Below are 16,027 nucleotides of genomic sequence, written 5' to 3'. Positions count from 1 at the left end.
GGCGGCCGTCGCCCCGGCGGCTGGCCCACCGCCGCGCCCGCCGGCGGTGGCGGCCGTCCTACGACGGTCTCCCCGACCCCCACATCCCCCACGCCCCCCGTATCCCCGGCCGCTCCCTCCCCGCCCGCCGCGAGCGCCCCCGCCCCTATCCCCCCCCCCCCCCCCGGGGGGCTCGACCCCCGCGTCCTCTGGCCGAACATCCTGGAGGCGGTCAAGAACCGCCGTCGCTTCACCTGGATCCTCCTCAGCCAGAACGCCCAGGTCATCGGCTTCGACGGCACCACCCTCCAACTCGGCTTCGTCAACGCCGGCGCCCGTGACAACTTCGCGGGCAGCGGCAGCGAGGACGTACTGCGGCAGGCCCTCGTCGAGCAGTTCAACGTCAACTGGAAGATCGAAGCGTCCGTCGACCCGTCCGGGGGCTCCGCCCCGCCCCCCTCCGGCGGCTCCTTCGGCTCCGGCCCATCGGGCGGCGCCGCCTTCGCCGGCGGCAGTACCGGTGGTGGCAGCGGTGGCGGGTCCGGCGGTGCCGGCGGCTCCGGATTCTCCGGTGGCGGCGGCAACGGAGGCTACGGCGGCGGCGCTCCCACCAGCGGTTACGGGGGTGGCGTCACGGCCGTGCAGTCGCCGCCCTCCCCCCAGGCCGCGGCCCCCTCCCAACCGGCAGCCGCTTCCGCCCCGGCCGCTTCCGCCAACCCGCCCGCCCCCAGACCTGCCGCACCCGCCCCCGCCCGCGTCCCCGACCCCGTCGCCCCCGAGGACGACATGCCGGAGGACGACGACCCCGATCTCGACGAGTCGGCCCTGTCGGGTCAGGAGCTGATCGTGCGGGAGCTGGGGGCCACAGTGCTGGACGAGTTCACCAACGAGTAAGAGAAGACAAGTGAAGACAAGTAGCGAGTGGAAACACCGGCCCAACCCGCCCCACTAGGAGAAACCCACCACCCCACCACCCCCACCCCCTCGGCAGCCCTCACCAAGACCCCCCGCCCGCTGCGGCTAGGCTGACCCCCGTGAAGGTCCTCGTCATCGGCAGCGGTGCCCGCGAACACGCCCTGTGCCGCTCCCTGTCCCTCGATCCCGCCGTGACCGCGCTGTACTGCGCGCCCGGCAACGCCGGTATCGGCGAGGTCGCCGAGCTGCACCCGGTGGACGCGCTGGACGGCGCCGCCGTGGCCGCGCTGGCCGGGCGGCTCGGTGCCGGGCTGGTGATCGTGGGGCCGGAGGCGCCGCTGGTCGCGGGCGTCGCCGACGCCGTGCGCGAGGCCGGTATCCCGGTCTTCGGCCCCTCCAAGGAGGCCGCGCAGCTGGAAGGCTCCAAGGCGTTCGCCAAGGACGTGATGGCGGCGGCCGGAGTTCCCACCGGTCGCTCGTACGTCTGCACGAATCCTGAGGAGGTCGAGGAGGCGCTCGACGCCTTCGGCGCCCCGTACGTCGTCAAGGACGACGGTCTCGCCGCGGGCAAGGGCGTCGTCGTGACCCCCGACCTCGATGCCGCCCGGGCGCACGCCAACGCGTGCGAGCGCGTGGTCATCGAGGAGTTCCTCGACGGACCCGAGGTCTCCCTCTTCGCCATCACCGACGGCGAGACGGTGATCCCGCTCCAGCCCGCCCAGGACTTCAAGCGCGCCCTCGACGGCGACCAGGGCCCGAACACCGGCGGCATGGGTGCGTACTCCCCGCTGCCCTGGGCGGACCCGAAGCTGGTCCGGGAGGTGCTGGAGACCGTGCTCCAGCCGACCGTGGACGAGATGCGCCGGCGCGGCACCCCGTTCTCCGGGCTCCTCTACGCCGGGCTCGCGATCACCTCGCGCGGCGTACGGGTCATCGAGTTCAACGCCCGCTTCGGCGACCCCGAGACCCAGGTCGTCCTCGCCCGCCTCAAGACCCCGCTGGCCGGCGTCCTGCTCGCCGCCGCCGACGGCACTCTCGGCAATCTGGCGCCCCTGCGCTGGAGCGAGGACGCGGCCGTCACCGTCGTCGTCGCCTCCCACAACTACCCCGGCACCCCGCGCACCGGCGACCCCATCACCGGCCTCGACGAGATCGCCGCCCAGGACGCCCCGTACGCCTATGTCCTGCACGCCGGTACCCAGCGCGACGGTGACGCCGTCGTCAGCGCCGGCGGCCGGGTCCTGTCGGTCACCGCGACCGGCGACGACCTCACCGAGGCCCGCGAGCGCGTCTACCGCGCCCTCGCCCGCATCAACCTCGACGGCTCCCAGCACCGTACGGACATCGCGGCCGGCGCGGCGGCCGGAGCCCGACCCCAGGCCCAGGCCTGAGCGGAAGGGCCGGAGCCCGAGCGGCGTCCAGTGCCCCCAGTGAACCCCCCAGGCCCCGATTCCGTCTCAGGAATCGGGGCCTGATCCTTGCCCTGTGTCATCCACCTCTCCCCAAAGCCATTCCATCGAGTGACCGGTCCCCCATCCGGCTGACGGGGGCCCGACCCCCAACTAGGGTGCGGCGCAAGCGTTCCGGCACTTGGCCCACCGGCATTGCGATGTCAGTGGCGGGTGCCACAGTGGGGGAGTGAGCAACGCCAGGAAAGCGTCAGGATGGCAGGGAGGGGGCGAGGTCCGGTCGTGACAGGCATCGGAGCGGAGACAGGATCCCAGAGCGCGCGGGCCCGGGCGCTGGCCGTACTGCGGGTGCGCAGCCGAGCGCTGGCCGTGGCCCTGCTGCCGGCCGCCGCGGCGGTGATCCTGCTCGCCGGCGGCTCCACCGGACAGTTCGTCGGAGAGGGCTGGGACATCGCCCGCTGGGTCGCCGGGGTGCTCGCCGTCCTGGTGCTCGCCGCGGCCGGGGTCATCGCCCTGGTCGTCGCCCGCGCGCGCCCCGCCGTGACGCCGACGGTCGCCATCCCGGAGGGGTCCGCCCCGGATCTCTACCGGCTGGTGCGCGATCTCGCCGACCGGCTCGACGTCCCGGCGCCCTCCGCCATAGCGCTCACCCCGGACTGCGACAGCTGGCTGGAGGACCGTACGCATCCGGCCCAGGGCGGCGCGCCCCCGTCCGGCCACGCCGACGAGATAGCGGGCGTCGGCCGCCCCCACCGCCGCGGTTCCGCCGCGCCCGTCCTCGTCATCGGCTCCCCGTTCCTGTGGTGGATGCGCGTCGGCGAGCTGCGCGCGGTCCTCGCCCCGGTCGTCGCGGGTACGGGACCCTCCGCGCACCCCGACATAGCCGCCGCCCGGCGTTTCGTCCGGGGGCTGGACGCCGCCGTGGCCGTCACCGCGACCGCCGGGCGCGATCCGGTCTCCCGCGCGGTGCTCGCCGGGATCGGCTCGGTGGCCAGGATGCTGCTGCGCGCCTGCCGGGTGCACGCGGCCGAGATGGAGCGCGGGGTCGCCGCCGCGGCGGCCGAGCGGGCCCAGGCCGTGGACTACGGGCTGCGGATCGTCGCCCAGGAACAGGTCGGCCTCGCCTACGCGGGCTGGGACCGGCTGCTCACCCGGGTCGCGCTGCCCGCCTGGCGGATGGGCCGCTGGCCGTCCCGGCTGGACGCGGGCGTGGTCGCCGCGCTCACCGAGCTGTCCCGCCGCGACCGGCTGGCCGAGGGCTTCGCCTCCCGCCTCGGCGAGCGCCCCGCCTGCGATCTGCTCGAAGAGCCGGGCGTGATCGACGAGGCCACCTCGCTCCTCGCCGCCCGCCTCTTCCACGGCGGCCCCGCCGAGCCCGGCCCGGACTGGTCGCCGGTGGACTGGCAGGAGTACCCGGACGAGGTCGTGGACCGCAAATGGCGTACGGACGCCGCCCGGCTCCACCGCGTCCTCGACGCCCTCGGCGTCCGCCGCGCCGGCGGCCCCCACTCCGACGCCCCCACCCTGGACCGCGTACTCAGCCACCTCACCGAGCCGGCACCCGCCCCGGAGTCCGCCCCCACCCGTGCCCCGCACCCCGAGCCGACGCCCGCCCCGGAGTCCGCCCCCACCCGTGCCCCGCACCCCGAGCCGACCCCCGCCCCGGCCACACCCACCACCCACGGGCCGCGCCCCGCCCAGCAGCCCGACGACTCCCGCTCCCGGCCCACCACGGCCACCGACGAGGCCACGGGCTCCCCACCGGTCACGGATCGGCCGCCGGCCAGCGACACGCATACGGTCACGGACTCCCCGTCGCCCATCGACCCGCATACGGCCCCCGACTCCCCGTCGCCCAGCGACTCCCGTACGGTCACGGACCCTCCGTCGCCCACCGACGTGCCCACCGACACCCCCGAGGAAGCCCCCTCCCAGGACCCCTTCCCCGAAGAAGACCTGATCCCCACCACCACGGCCCGCAGCACCACCCTCGCCGAGCGCCTGAGCAGTGAACTCGCCCGCGAGGAAGCCGCCCACGCCGCGCAGGCCGCCCAGGACGCCACCTCCGCCCAGGCCGCCGACGCCCGTGCCACCGCGCCCCTCCCCGGCGCCGACCTCTGGGACGACGGCACCCTGCCCCTCTTCCCGCTCCAGCCGCCCCGCAGCCCGCGCGAGCTGCTCGCCGACCATGTCACCGCGATGGTGTGCTGTGCCGCGATGGACACCGCCGGTGCCAAGCCCGGTCTGGACTGGCTCGACGGCCCGTCGCTGATGGTCGCGGGCGAGCGCTCGACCGACCTCACCCCGAAGGTCCTCAGCCTGCTGGAGCACGGCGACCCGGCCCCCCTGCGCGGCTGGCTCACCAAGGTGGGCATACGCCCGGAGAAGCCCGTCCGGCTGGTCTGACCCACCCCAGACCGCACCACACCGCTCCACGCCACCCCCACACCACGCCACACCGCTCCACACCCATTCCGCACCGCACCTCCCCACCCCGCACGACTTCGCCCCACATCGCCCCACCCCCCACCAACCGGAACCCCGTCATCCACTTTCGACCAATCGAAGACGAACCGTGACGGATCAAGTGCGCAATGTGATGTGCTGGGGCCGATCGCGCACATGGCAAGTGCGTACGACCTACGCACAAGCGCGTACGACCTACACATACGGGGGCAGGGGAGGGGAGCATCATGGTGTCGAAACGCGTCCGCCGCTGGGAGTCGGGAGCGCTGGCACACGCGGTGTCGGACCCCTTCGGCCAGGGCCCGGTCCCCTGGCTGCGCGGCAGCGAGACCTACTTCGACGACTCCGGCCACGTGGTCCCCTGGTACGTCGACCGGGTCGACGGCACCGACCCCCACCAGCCCCCACAAGCCACCTCCCTCACCACAACCCCCAGACCCACCCCCACCCCCACTCCCACCTCAACCCCCCGCTCAGCCGACGACGTACACCGCCAGATCAAGGGCTTCATCTCCACCGGCGCCGTCGCGCCCGGCGAGGCGGTGGACTTCCACATCACCGTCGACCCGCCCCAGGAATTCGCCGTCGACATCTACCGCATCGGCCACTACGGCGGTGACGGCGCCGCGAAGATCACCACCAGCCCCCGGCTGTCCGGCATCGTGCAGCCCCCGCCGCTCGCCGCCGACCGCACGGTCTCCTGCCACCACTGGTGGCTGTCCTGGCGCTTGCAGATCCCCTCGTACTGGAGCATCGGCGCGTACGTCGCCGTGCTGACCACCGCCGACGGCTACCGCTCGCACATCCCCTTCACCGTCCGCGACAGCCACCCGGCCGATCTGCTGCTCCTGCTGCCCGACATCACCTGGCAGGCGTACAACCTCTACCCGGAGGACGGCCGCACGGGCGCCAGCCTCTACCACGCCTGGGACGACGAGGGCAGGCTGCTCGGCGAGGCCGACGCGGCCACCACCGTCTCCTTCGACCGCCCCTACGCGGGCGCGGGCCTCCCGATGCATGTCGGCCACGCCTACGATTTCATCCGCTGGGCCGAGCGGTACGGCTACGACCTCGCCTACGCCGACGCCCGCGATCTGCACGCGGGCCGGATCGACCCCACCCGCTACCGGGGCCTGGTCTTCCCCGGCCACGACGAGTACTGGTCGGCGAACATGCGCCGGACCGTCGAGCTGGCCCGCGACAGCGGTACGTCCCTCGTCTTCCTCTCCGCCAACACCATGTACTGGCAGGTGGACCTGGCCGCGTCCGCGTCCGGCGTCGCCGACCGGCTGCTGATCTGCCGCAAACGCAAAGGGCCCGGCCGCCCCCTGCTGTGGCGGGAGATCGACCGCGCGGAACAGCAGACGATCGGCATCCAGTACGCGGGCCGGGTGCCCGAGCCGCATCCGCTGATCGTGCGCAAGGCCGGGCACTGGCTGTGGGAGGCGACCGGCGCGCACGAGGGCGACGAGCTGCCCGGCCTGGTCGCGGGCGAGGCCGACCGCTACTTCCCGCGCACCCCGCTCCCCGAGCACGACGAACGCACCCTGCTCGCCCACTCCCCGTACACCGACGGCGACGGCACCCTGCGCCACCAGGAGACCTCTCTGTACCGCGCCCCCTCCGGCGCCCTGGTCTTCGCCTCCGGCACCTTCGCCTGGTCCCCGGCCCTGGACCGCCCCGGCCATGTCGACGCCCGCGTCCAGCGCGCGACCGCCAACCTCCTCGACCGCATCTGCAAACGCGACTGAGATCCGCGACCGAGATCCGCGGCGAAGGCCATCACCACCCCCCGAAGCGCCCCCCGCACCGCCCCCGCACGGCCCCCCCCGCACCCCTCCCGACGCCCCCGGTCCCCGCCCTCACCCCCCATGCGGGACAATCGAACCCGTTGGACACCAGGACGGAGAACAACCGTGTCCGGATTCGTAGAAAAGCCCGAGCCGCTCCAGGTCCCGGGCCTGGTGCATCTGCACACCGGCAAGGTGCGCGAGCTGTACCAGAACGCGGCGGGCGAGCTGGTGATGGTCGCCAGTGACCGCATCTCCGCCTTCGACTGGGTGCTGCCGACCGAGATCCCCGACAAGGGCCGGATCCTCACCCGGCTCTCCCTCTGGTGGTTCGACCAGCTCGCCGACCTCGTACCGAACCATGTCCTGAGCACCGACCTGCCGCCCGGCGCCCCCGCCGAGTGGGCCGGCCGCACCCTGGTCTGCACGTCCCTGCGCATGGTCCCGGTCGAGTGCGTGGCCCGCGGCTACCTCACCGGCTCCGGCCTCATCGAGTACAACGCGTCCCGTACGGTCTGCGGCCTCGCCCTCCCCGAGGGCCTGGCCGACGGCAGCGAACTGCCCGCCCCGATCTTCACCCCCGCCACCAAGGCGGCCGTCGGCGAGCACGACGAGAACGTCCCGTACGAGGAGGTAGCCCGCCAGGTCGGCGCCGACATCGCCGCCGAGCTGCGCCAGGCGACCCTCGCGATCTACTCCCGCGGCCGGGACATCGCCCGCGAGCGCGGGATCATCCTGGCCGACACCAAGTTCGAGTTCGGGTACGACGGGGAGCGGCTGGTCGTCGCCGACGAGGTGCTGACCCCGGACTCCTCCCGCTTCTGGCCGGCCGACACCTGGCAGCCGGGCCGCGCGCAGCCGTCGTACGACAAGCAGTTCGTGCGTGACTGGCTGACCTCGCCGGAGTCCGGCTGGGACCGCAAGAGCGAGCGGCCCCCGCCGCCGCTGCCCCAGCGGATCGTGGACGCCACCCGCGCCAAGTACGTGGAGGCGTACGAGCGGCTCACGGGTATGAGCTGGGCGTAGCGCGCAGCAAAAAGGGCCCCCGGGAACCGGGGGCCCTACTGGAGCGGACGACGAGGTTCGAACTCGCGACCTCAACCTTGGCAAGGTTGCGCTCTACCAACTGAGCTACGTCCGCATCACGCTGTACCACTGAAATGCTCCGGCATCGAAGTGCTGCAACACCGAAGTACTGGGCCCCGAAGTGCTCCGGCATCGAAATACCGAGACACCGAAATGCCGTGGCGCGACTGCAACTATACCCAACCCCGCTCCCGCGCGATCCGCACCGCCGTATGCCGGTTCTCCGCCCCGAGCTTGGAGACGGCCGACGACAGATAGTTCCGTACGGTCCCCTGCGACAGCGCGGCCCGCTCCGCGATCTCCGCGACCGGCGCCCCGTCGGCCGCCAGTTCCAGCACCTCGGCCTCGCGCACGGTCAGCGGCGAGTCCCCGGCGGAGATCGCGTCGGCGGCCAAATCGGGGTCGACGTAACGGTTTCCGGCGTGCACGGTCCGGATGATCTCGGCGAGCCGCTGGGCGCTCACCGTCTTGGGGACGAACCCCCGCACACCCGCCGCGAGCGCCCGCTTCAGATGCCCCGGACGCCCATGGCTGGTGACGATCAGCACCCGGCAGTCGGGCAGCTCGGCCCGTAGCCATGTGGCGACCTTCACACCGTCCGCGCCCGGCATCTGAAGATCGAGCACCGCCACGTCGGGTGTGTGCGCCCGCGCCATCGCCAGCGCCTCCGGCCCGCTCGCGGCCTCGGCGACGATCACCAGATCGTCCTCCAGCGACAGCAGCGCGGTCAGCGCCCCACGGATCAGATGCTCGTCATCAGCGAGCAACACCCTGACCATCACCCGACGCCCTCACTGACCCCGACCCCCACCGGCGTCTCCAACGGCACCTCCGCCACCAGCCGGAACCGCCCCCCGCCGACCGGCCCCGCCTCCAGCGTCCCGCCCACGGCGGCCAGCCGCTCCCGCAGCCCGGCAAGCCCGGACCCCGCGCCTCCGGATCCCCCGCCACCGTGCCCCGAGCCACTCACCTTTCCCCCGTTCCCCCCACTACCCTTCCCCACCCCATCGTTCTCCACAGTCAGCACCGCACCCCCCTCCCGCATCCGCAACCCCACCGAACACCACTCCGCGTCCCCATGCCGCAGCACATTGGTGGTGGCCTCGCGGACCACCCAGCCGAGCGCCGACTGCACCGCGCCCGGCAGCCCGCCCGCCAGCGCCTCCCCGCGCACCTCGCAACTGATCCCCGCCGCGTCCAGCACCCCCTGCGCACCGGCGAGTTCGACGCCCAGTTCGGCCTCCCGGTACCCGCGGACCACATCGCGCACCTCGCGCTGCGACTCATGGGCGATCCGCTGCACCTCGATCATCTGCTCCACGGCCTCCGGCCGCTCCCGCCGCGCCAACTGCACCGCCAGCTCGCTCTTGAGGGCGATCACCGCGAGATTGCGGCCGAGGACATCGTGCAGATCCCGCCCGAACCGCAGCCGCTCCTCGGCGACCGCGAGCCGCGCCCGGGTCTCGCGGGCGGCGTCGAGCTCGTAGACCGCGTTCAGCAGCCAGACGGAGAAGAAGGAGGTGACGGAGAGGAATGCGCCGCCGAGCAGGGTGGTGAGCGTGGTGGTCAGCACGGACTGCCCGGATGCCCCGACCGCCCACGACAGCACGGCCATACCCAGCGTGAACCCGGTCACCAGATACGCGCTGTGCCGCCGCCGGCGCATCGTGATCGTCAGCGACCCGACCCCGAAGATCAGCACCCCGCCGGCCACGGCGCCCAGCCCCGCGCGGGCGTCCGCATCGCCGGTGTCGGCACCGGCGAGGGCGAGACAGGCGCCGGCGATCGCTACGGTGGCGACCCCGAGCCCCCACATCGTCCCCACCGGCCTGCGGCGCCGCCCGCACACCCAGCTCAGCGACCGCGACGCGTTCACCCCGCCGTACAGCGCGTGCGCGGTGACCATCAGACACACCCAGACGGCGGTCTCCGGACTCCCGAACCCCTTCAGCCCGAACAGCGGCAGCCCGAAGAACACGATCTCCATCACCGTGAACAGATGGAACGACCAGCGGGTGTACGTCTCCACCTTCGCCGGCGTGCTCTTGCTCCGCCACCAACCGTCGGTCCCGCTCATGTCCGTGATCCTCAGCAAGATCCTCAGTAGGTCCTCATCGCCGCGGCTCCCACCGGAACCATCGCCGTACAGCAAACACCGACAGCACCGTCCAGGCCAACGCGGTCACGACGGCCGCCAGCACCTCGCCGCCCGACAGCGCCCCGGTCCAGCCCCCGCGCACCAGCGTCACCACCGGCGACAGCGGCAGCAGCTCGCACACCGCGGCCACCCGGTCCGGCAGCAGCTCCAGCGGCACGGTGACCCCCGACGCGATCATGGACACGAACAGCAGCGGCAGGCTCGTCACCTGGGAGCTCTCGGCGGTCCGCGTCCAGGAGGCGGTGACCGCGCCGAGCGCCGCGCACATCACCAGCCCCAGCAGCACCCCGAGCACGGCGAGCGGCAGCGCCTTGGGCGCCTCCATGTCGAGCAGCAGCGCGCAGAACACCGCCAGCAGCACCGACTGCCCGAGCCCGATCGCCAGGGACGGCAGCGCGGCCCCGACCAGGATCTCGTTGTCCCGCAGCTCCCCGGTGCGCAGCCGCTTGAGCACCAGTTCCTCGCGGCGCACCACGTACACCCCGGTCAGCGCGGCGTAGACGGCGAACAGCAGGGACAGGCCGATCGCGGCGGGCAGCAGCATGGTGCCGATGTCCAGGCCGTTCGCCTCCAGGTCCATCTCCCCGGCGGCGCTGCGCAGACTGACCGGCACCACCAGCGGCACGAACACGGCCGTCACCAGCGTGGCCCGGCTGCGCCCGAGCAGCGTCAGTTCGGCCCGCGCGAGCGCGCCCAGGCGCCCGGCGGCCGTCGTCGTACCGCCCCGCCCGGCCGTGCTCCCCCGGACCGGCGTCCGCGTCGTGCTCGTGCTCATCGGGTCACCCCCACCGTCGTCGTCTTCGCGTCCTGCGCGCCCGCTGAGCCCTCTGATCCCTCGGCCGCGGCCCGTTCGGCGATCCCCAGGAACGCCTCCTCCAACGACGCCGACCGCACATCCAGCCGGCGCAGCTCCACCCCCGCCCGCGAGGCCCACACCAGCACCCCGGTGGCCGCCCGCTGAAGATCCATGGTCCGCAGCCGTACGACGTTGCCGTGCGCCTCGTGCCCGTCCACGCCCAGCTCGGCCAGCGGCGGCAGATCGCCGAGGAAGTAGCCGTCGGGCAGCTCGAAGGAGATCCGGGACGGCTGCGCGGCGGTCACCTCGGCCGGGGTCCCGGTGACCGCGATCCGCCCCTTGTGCATGATCGCCAGCCGGTCGGCGAGGGACTCGGCCTCCTCCAGATAGTGCGTGGTCAGCAGCACGGTGGTGCCGGTGTCACGCAGCGAGGCGACCAGTTCCCAGGTGTCCCGGCGCCCCTCGGCGTCCAGCCCGGTGGTCGGCTCGTCCAGGTACAGCACCTCGGGCCGGCCGATCAGCGCCAGCGCCAGATCCAGCCGCCGCCGCTCACCGCCGGACAGCTGCTTGACCCGTACGTCCCCCTTGTCGGCCAGCCCGACCAGCCCCAGCGCCTCCCGGTGGGGCCGCGCCCCGCTGACACAGCCCGCCCACATCCGGACCGTCTCGGCCACGGTCAGCTCGGACGGAAACCCGCCCTCCTGGAGCATCACCCCGGTCCGGGGCCGTACGAAGGACCGCTCGCGGTAGGGGTCACGCCCCAGGACGCGCACCTGCCCCTCGCTCGGCTCGGCGAGTCCCTCCAGCAGTTCCACGGTGGATGTCTTGCCGGCGCCATTGGTGCCCAGCAGCGCGAAGATCTCGCCCCGGTCCACGGAGAACGTGATCCCCCGCACCGCCTCGAACCCGCCCCCGTACACCCGTCGCAGCCCGGTGACCTCGATCACGTGCTCGTTGGTTTCCATGACGTCAGCTTCCCGGCGGCCGGGCCCCGCCGGCAGTGCGCGCTGTCATCACTCGGCATGACAAATGTCAGATCCGGATAAGCGTGAGCCCGATACACGCGAGTCCGGTGCATGTGAGCCCGATACAGGCGCGCATACGAAAAAACCCCCGGTGGAACCGGGGGTTTCATCTGTCTTTCCTGGAGCGGACGACGAGGTTCGAACTCGCGACCTCAACCTTGGCAAGGTTGCGCTCTACCAACTGAGCTACGTCCGCATTGCCTCCGACCGGCTCTCACCGATCGGCGCGTGCACCAGCCTACCTGATCCAATTGAGTGGTCGGGACGGCCATGCAGAGCGGGTGACAGGGATTGCACACTGCGCCTTCCCCCTGGAAGGGGGATGTTCTACTACTGAACTACACCCGCGCGACCTTCTGAGCTGGGCTTTTCGGCCCCGCTCGGTGGCGTGCTCCAGACATTAGCTGATCAGCAGGGGGGTAGCGCAAGTCGGCTGCTCCCAGGGCCCGCTGACGGACCCTGAGGCACCCGACGGCACCCGAGGCACCCAGCGGTGCCCGATGGCCGGGCAGGCGTCAGCGCGCGGCGGCGAACGCCTCGTAGACCCTCTTGGGGATCCGGCCACGGGCCGGCACGTCCATCTTGTTCGCCTGGGCCCAGGCGCGTACGGCGGCCGGGTCGGGAGCGATCTCGGTCTGCTTGAACGCCCGGCCGGACCTCGATCGCTTGCGGCCCGCCTCCACGTAGGGCGCGAGCGCCTTACGCAGTTTCTTGGCATTGGCTTCATTCAGGTCGATCTCGTACGACTTGCCGTCGAGTCCGAAGGCGATCGTTTCCGCCGCTTCCGAGCCGTCGATGTCGTCAAAGAGCGTGACCACGACCTTCTGCGCCACGAATATCGGTCCCTTCGTGCGGCACGTTGCCAATTCATTTGTACAGTGCCCGACAATGTATTGCGAGGCTCGACTAAATCCTTCCGCGTGTCCGAACGCAATAGGTATCGGGTGTCGATCCGGGATCTTTCCCGGAAATTTTGGCGAACAGCGGCTCCCACGCGGGGCCGTGACCGTTCTCACGTAGCTTCCTACAAGTCGACGCGCGTAGAAATTTTGTACGGGTAGTCTGAAGCCAACTGTAGGAACCTGCTCAGCACCACACACCGGGAGTGCCCGTGGCACGCGTCGTAGTCGACGTCATGCTCAAGCCGGAGATCCTCGACCCCCAGGGCCAGGCGGTCCAGCGTGCGCTGCCCCGCCTGGGTTTCGACGGGATCTCCGACGTACGTCAGGGAAAGCGATTCGAACTGGAAGTTGACGGGCCGGTCGACGACGCGGCGCTCGCCCGTATCCACGATCTCGCGGAATCCTTCCTCGCCAACACGGTGATCGAGGACTTCACGGTGAAGGTCGAAGAGGCGGCGGAAGTCGCGGGGGCCGCGAAGTGACCGCTCGTATTGGCGTCGTCACTTTCCCGGGCAGCCTCGACGACCGTGACACCCAGCGCGCGATCCGGCACGCGGGTGCCGAGCCGGTCGCCCTGTGGCACAAGGACACCTCCCTCCAGCAGGTCGACGCCGTGGTGCTGCCCGGCGGGTTCTCCTACGGCGACTATCTGCGCGCCGGTGCCATCTCCCGCTTCTCGCCGGTGATGGCGACCGTCATCGAGCAGGCGCGGGCCGGACTGCCGGTGCTCGGGATCTGCAACGGCTTCCAGGTGCTCACCGAGGCCCATCTGCTGCCCGGCGCCATGCTCGGCAACGACCATCTGCACTTCGTCTGCCGCGACCAGAAGCTCCGCGTGGAGAACACGGACACCGCCTGGACCAGTGACTACACGGCCGGGCAGGAGATCCACATCCCGCTGAAGAACATGGACGGGCGGTACGTAGCCGACGCGCGCACCCTCGACATGCTGGAGGCGGAGGGCCGGGTCGTCTTCCGCTACCTCGACGTCAACCCCAACGGCTCCCTGCGCGACATCGCGGGCATCACCAACGAGGCCGGGAATGTCGTCGGCCTCATGCCGCACCCGGAGCACGCCGTCGAGCCGCTCATCGGCACCGGCCGCACCGACGGCCTCCCCTTCTTCACCTCGATCCTCAAGAAGCTGGTCACCGCATGAGCCGGACTCCCCTGGACACGGTCGAGCACGCGACCGCGACCCCGGATGTCGAGCTGCCCTGGGCCGAACTCGGCCTCAAGAAGGACGAGTACGAGCGGGTCGTGGAGATCCTCGGCCGCCGTCCGACCGGCGCCGAACTCGCCATGTACTCGGTCATGTGGTCCGAGCACTGCTCGTACAAGAGCAGCAAGGTCCACCTCCGCCAGTTCGGCGAGAAGGCCCCGCAGTCCGACGCCCTGCTCGTCGGCATCGGTGAGAACGCGGGCGTCGTGGACGTCGGCCAGGGCTACGCGGTCACCTTCAAGGTCGAGTCGCACAACCACCCCTCCTACGTCGAGCCCTACCAGGGCGCGGCCACCGGTGTCGGCGGCATCGTCCGCGACATCATCGCGATGGGCGCCCGCCCGGTCGCGGTCGTGGACCCGCTGCGCTTCGGCGCCGCCGACCACCCCGACACCAAGCGCGTCCTGCCGGGCGTCGTCGCGGGCATCGGCGGCTACGGCAACTGCCTGGGCCTGCCCAACATCGGCGGCGAGGTCGTCTTCGACCCCTGCTACCAGGGCAATCCGCTGGTCAACGCGGGCTGTATCGGCGTCATGCGGCACGAGGACATCCACCTCGCGAAGGCGTCCGGCGCGGGCAACAAGGTCATCCTGTACGGCGCCCGGACCGGCGGCGACGGCATCGGCGGCGCCTCGATCCTCGCCTCCGAGACCTTCGACGACGCCAAGCCCTCCAAGCGCCCCGCCGTCCAGGTCGGCGACCCCTTCCAGGAGAAGCTCCTCATCGAGTGCACCCTGGAGGCGTTCGCCGAGAAGCTGGTCGTCGGCATCCAGGACCTCGGCGCGGCCGGCCTGTCCTGCGCCACCTCCGAGCTGGCCTCGAACGGCTCGGGCGGTATGCGCGTCACCCTGGACGACGTACCCCTGCGCGACTCGACGCTCTCGCCCGAGGAGATCCTCATGAGCGAGTCGCAGGAACGCATGTGCGCGGTCGTGGAGCCGGCGAAGGTGGACCGCTTCCTGGAGATCTGCGAGAAGTGGGACGTGATCGCCACCGTCATCGGTGAGGTGACCGACGGCGACCGGCTGGAGATCTTCTGGCACGGCGGCAAGATCGTGGACGTCGACCCGCGCACGGTCGCGCACGACGGCCCGGTCTACGAGCGCCCCTACGCCCGCCCGTCCTGGCAGGACGCCCTCCAGGCCGACGACGCGAACAAGCTGCCCCGCCCGGCGACCGCCGCCGAGCTGAAGGACCAGGTCCTGAAGCTGGTCGCGTCCCCCAACCAGGCGTCGAAGTCCTGGATCACCTCCCAGTACGACCGCTTCGTGCAGGGCAACACGGTCCTGGCCCAGCCCGAGGACTCGGGCATGATCCGCATCGACGAGGAGACCGGCCTCGGCGTGGCCCTCGCCACGGACGGCAATGGCCGCTACGCCAAGCTCGACCCCTACAAGGGCGCCCAGCTCGCGCTGGCGGAGGCGTACCGGAACGTGGCGACGACCGGCGCCAAGCCGCTCGCCGTCTCCGACTGCCTGAACTTCGGCTCGCCGGAGGACCCGGCGGTGATGTGGCAGTTCGCCGAGGCCGTACGGGGTCTCGCGGATGCCTGCCAGCAGCTCGGCACCCCGGTGACCGGCGGCAATGTCTCCCTCTACAACCAGACGGGCGAGGTGGCGATCCACCCGACGCCGGTCGTCGCGGTCCTCGGCGTCATCGACGACGTGGCCCGGCGCACCCCGGTCGCCTTCCAGGAGGAGGGCCAGCTGCTCTACCTCCTCGGCGACACCCGCGAGGAGTTCGGCGGCTCGGCCTGGTCGCAGGTCGTCCACGACCACCTCGGCGGACTGCCCCCCGAGGTCGACCTGGAGCGCGAGCGCCTGCTCGCCGAGATCCTGATCTCGGCCTCCCGCGACGGCATGATCGACTCCGCGCACGATCTGTCCGACGGCGGTCTGATCCAGGCGGTCGTGGAATCGGCGCTGTTGGGCGGCAAGGGCGCCCGGCTGATCGTCCCGGACGGCCTGGACGCGTTCACCTTCCTTCTCTCCGAGTCGGCCGGCCGCGCGCTCGTCGCCGTCCCCCGCTCCGAAGAGGTCCGCTTCAACGACATGTGCGGCGCCCGGGGCCTCCCGGTCACCCGCATCGGTGTCATCGACGGTGACGCGGTGGACGTCCAGGGCCACTTCGCCCTGTCCCTGCCCGAGCTGCGCGAGGCACACGAGGGGACGATCCCGGCGTTGCTGGCGTAACGCGCATACGCGTCGATCGGGCCGGGGGGGGGGGGGCGGGGGGGCGGGGGGGGGGGGGGGCGGGTGTGTGTTGGGTTTTTGTTTTGG

The 16,027-nt window shown here is 71.9% G+C and carries 12 protein-coding genes, 3 tRNA genes and 1 pseudogene; 8 read left to right on the top strand and 8 right to left on the bottom strand.

The features are described 5' to 3' along the window. The 5 genes and pseudogenes from ACFXAZ_RS37410 to ACFXAZ_RS37390 all read left to right on the top strand — a co-directional run. Positions 1 to 873 (top strand): annotated as a pseudogene (locus tag ACFXAZ_RS37410) (DNA polymerase III subunit gamma and tau); the annotation flags it as partial. A gap of 140 nt (positions 874 to 1,013) precedes the next feature. Continuing rightward, the gene (purD, locus tag ACFXAZ_RS37405; protein WP_384600826.1) at positions 1,014 to 2,285 is read left to right on the top strand and encodes a phosphoribosylamine--glycine ligase; all 1,272 of its coding nucleotides are present in this window, start codon (positions 1,014 to 1,016) and stop codon (positions 2,283 to 2,285) included. Positions 2,286 to 2,558: 273 nt separating this feature from the next. After that, on the top strand, positions 2,559 to 4,709 hold the full coding sequence (locus ACFXAZ_RS37400; RefSeq protein WP_384600823.1) for a hypothetical protein: 2,151 nt from the start codon (positions 2,559 to 2,561) through the stop codon (positions 4,707 to 4,709). A gap of 287 nt (positions 4,710 to 4,996) precedes the next feature. Next, on the top strand, positions 4,997 to 6,520 hold the full coding sequence (locus tag ACFXAZ_RS37395; protein WP_384600820.1) for a N,N-dimethylformamidase beta subunit family domain-containing protein: 1,524 nt from the start codon (positions 4,997 to 4,999) through the stop codon (positions 6,518 to 6,520). 165 nt (positions 6,521 to 6,685) lie between these two features. Then, positions 6,686 to 7,585, top strand: coding sequence for a phosphoribosylaminoimidazolesuccinocarboxamide synthase (locus tag ACFXAZ_RS37390; RefSeq protein ID WP_384600817.1), 900 nt, complete (start codon positions 6,686 to 6,688; stop codon positions 7,583 to 7,585). A 39-nt stretch (positions 7,586 to 7,624) separates the two neighbouring features. Here the strand turns inward: ACFXAZ_RS37390 and ACFXAZ_RS37385 are convergent. The 8 genes from ACFXAZ_RS37385 to ACFXAZ_RS37350 all read right to left on the bottom strand — a co-directional run bounded on the left by ACFXAZ_RS37385 (position 7,625) and on the right by ACFXAZ_RS37350 (position 12,457). After that, positions 7,625 to 7,700 (bottom strand) — tRNA-Gly (locus ACFXAZ_RS37385). Positions 7,701 to 7,818: 118 nt separating this feature from the next. Beyond that, a complete protein-coding gene (locus ACFXAZ_RS37380; RefSeq protein ID WP_384600814.1) occupies positions 7,819 to 8,424 on the bottom strand; it encodes a response regulator in 606 nt (201 codons plus the stop codon). Continuing rightward, a complete protein-coding gene (locus tag ACFXAZ_RS37375; RefSeq protein WP_384600812.1) occupies positions 8,424 to 9,722 on the bottom strand; it encodes a sensor histidine kinase in 1,299 nt (432 codons plus the stop codon). Before ACFXAZ_RS37375 ends, ACFXAZ_RS37380 begins: the two co-directional genes overlap by 1 nt. Positions 9,723 to 9,756: 34 nt before the next feature. After that, positions 9,757 to 10,578, bottom strand: a complete 822-nt coding sequence (locus tag ACFXAZ_RS37370; protein WP_384600809.1) for an ABC transporter permease — start codon at positions 10,576 to 10,578, stop codon at positions 9,757 to 9,759. Then, positions 10,575 to 11,564 (bottom strand): ABC transporter ATP-binding protein, encoded by a 990-nt coding sequence (locus tag ACFXAZ_RS37365; RefSeq protein ID WP_384600806.1) that lies wholly within the window; start codon positions 11,562 to 11,564, stop codon positions 10,575 to 10,577. Before ACFXAZ_RS37365 ends, ACFXAZ_RS37370 begins: the two co-directional genes overlap by 4 nt. Positions 11,565 to 11,744: 180 nt before the next feature. Beyond that, positions 11,745 to 11,820: transfer RNA gene (locus ACFXAZ_RS37360), tRNA-Gly, on the bottom strand. 80 nt (positions 11,821 to 11,900) lie between these two features. Continuing rightward, positions 11,901 to 11,972 (bottom strand) — tRNA-Gly (locus ACFXAZ_RS37355). A 167-nt stretch (positions 11,973 to 12,139) separates the two neighbouring features. Next, the gene (locus tag ACFXAZ_RS37350; RefSeq protein WP_382682286.1) at positions 12,140 to 12,457 is read right to left on the bottom strand and encodes an Lsr2 family protein; all 318 of its coding nucleotides are present in this window, start codon (positions 12,455 to 12,457) and stop codon (positions 12,140 to 12,142) included. A 278-nt stretch (positions 12,458 to 12,735) separates the two neighbouring features. Between ACFXAZ_RS37350 and purS the strand changes: the two genes are divergently transcribed. Genes purS through purL form a run of 3 tightly spaced genes read left to right on the top strand, consistent with a single transcriptional unit; the run spans position 12,736 to position 15,940 of the window. Then, a complete protein-coding gene (gene purS, locus ACFXAZ_RS37345) occupies positions 12,736 to 13,008 on the top strand; it encodes a phosphoribosylformylglycinamidine synthase subunit PurS (RefSeq protein WP_384600803.1) in 273 nt (90 codons plus the stop codon). Beyond that, on the top strand, positions 13,005 to 13,685 hold the full coding sequence (gene purQ, locus ACFXAZ_RS37340; RefSeq protein WP_384600800.1) for a phosphoribosylformylglycinamidine synthase subunit PurQ: 681 nt from the start codon (positions 13,005 to 13,007) through the stop codon (positions 13,683 to 13,685). The genes purS and purQ overlap by 4 nt, the downstream gene beginning before the upstream one ends. After that, positions 13,682 to 15,940, top strand: a complete 2,259-nt coding sequence (gene purL / locus ACFXAZ_RS37335; protein WP_384600797.1) for a phosphoribosylformylglycinamidine synthase subunit PurL — start codon at positions 13,682 to 13,684, stop codon at positions 15,938 to 15,940. The genes purQ and purL overlap by 4 nt, the downstream gene beginning before the upstream one ends. Positions 15,941 to 16,027: the final 87 nt, after the last annotated feature.

Source organism: Streptomyces sp. NPDC059477, assembly GCF_042749375.1.
Lineage (GTDB): Bacteria > Actinomycetota > Actinomycetes > Streptomycetales > Streptomycetaceae > Streptomyces.
The sequence above is the reverse complement of the archived record's forward strand: the minus strand, read 5'-3'. Positions and strand labels throughout refer to the sequence as shown.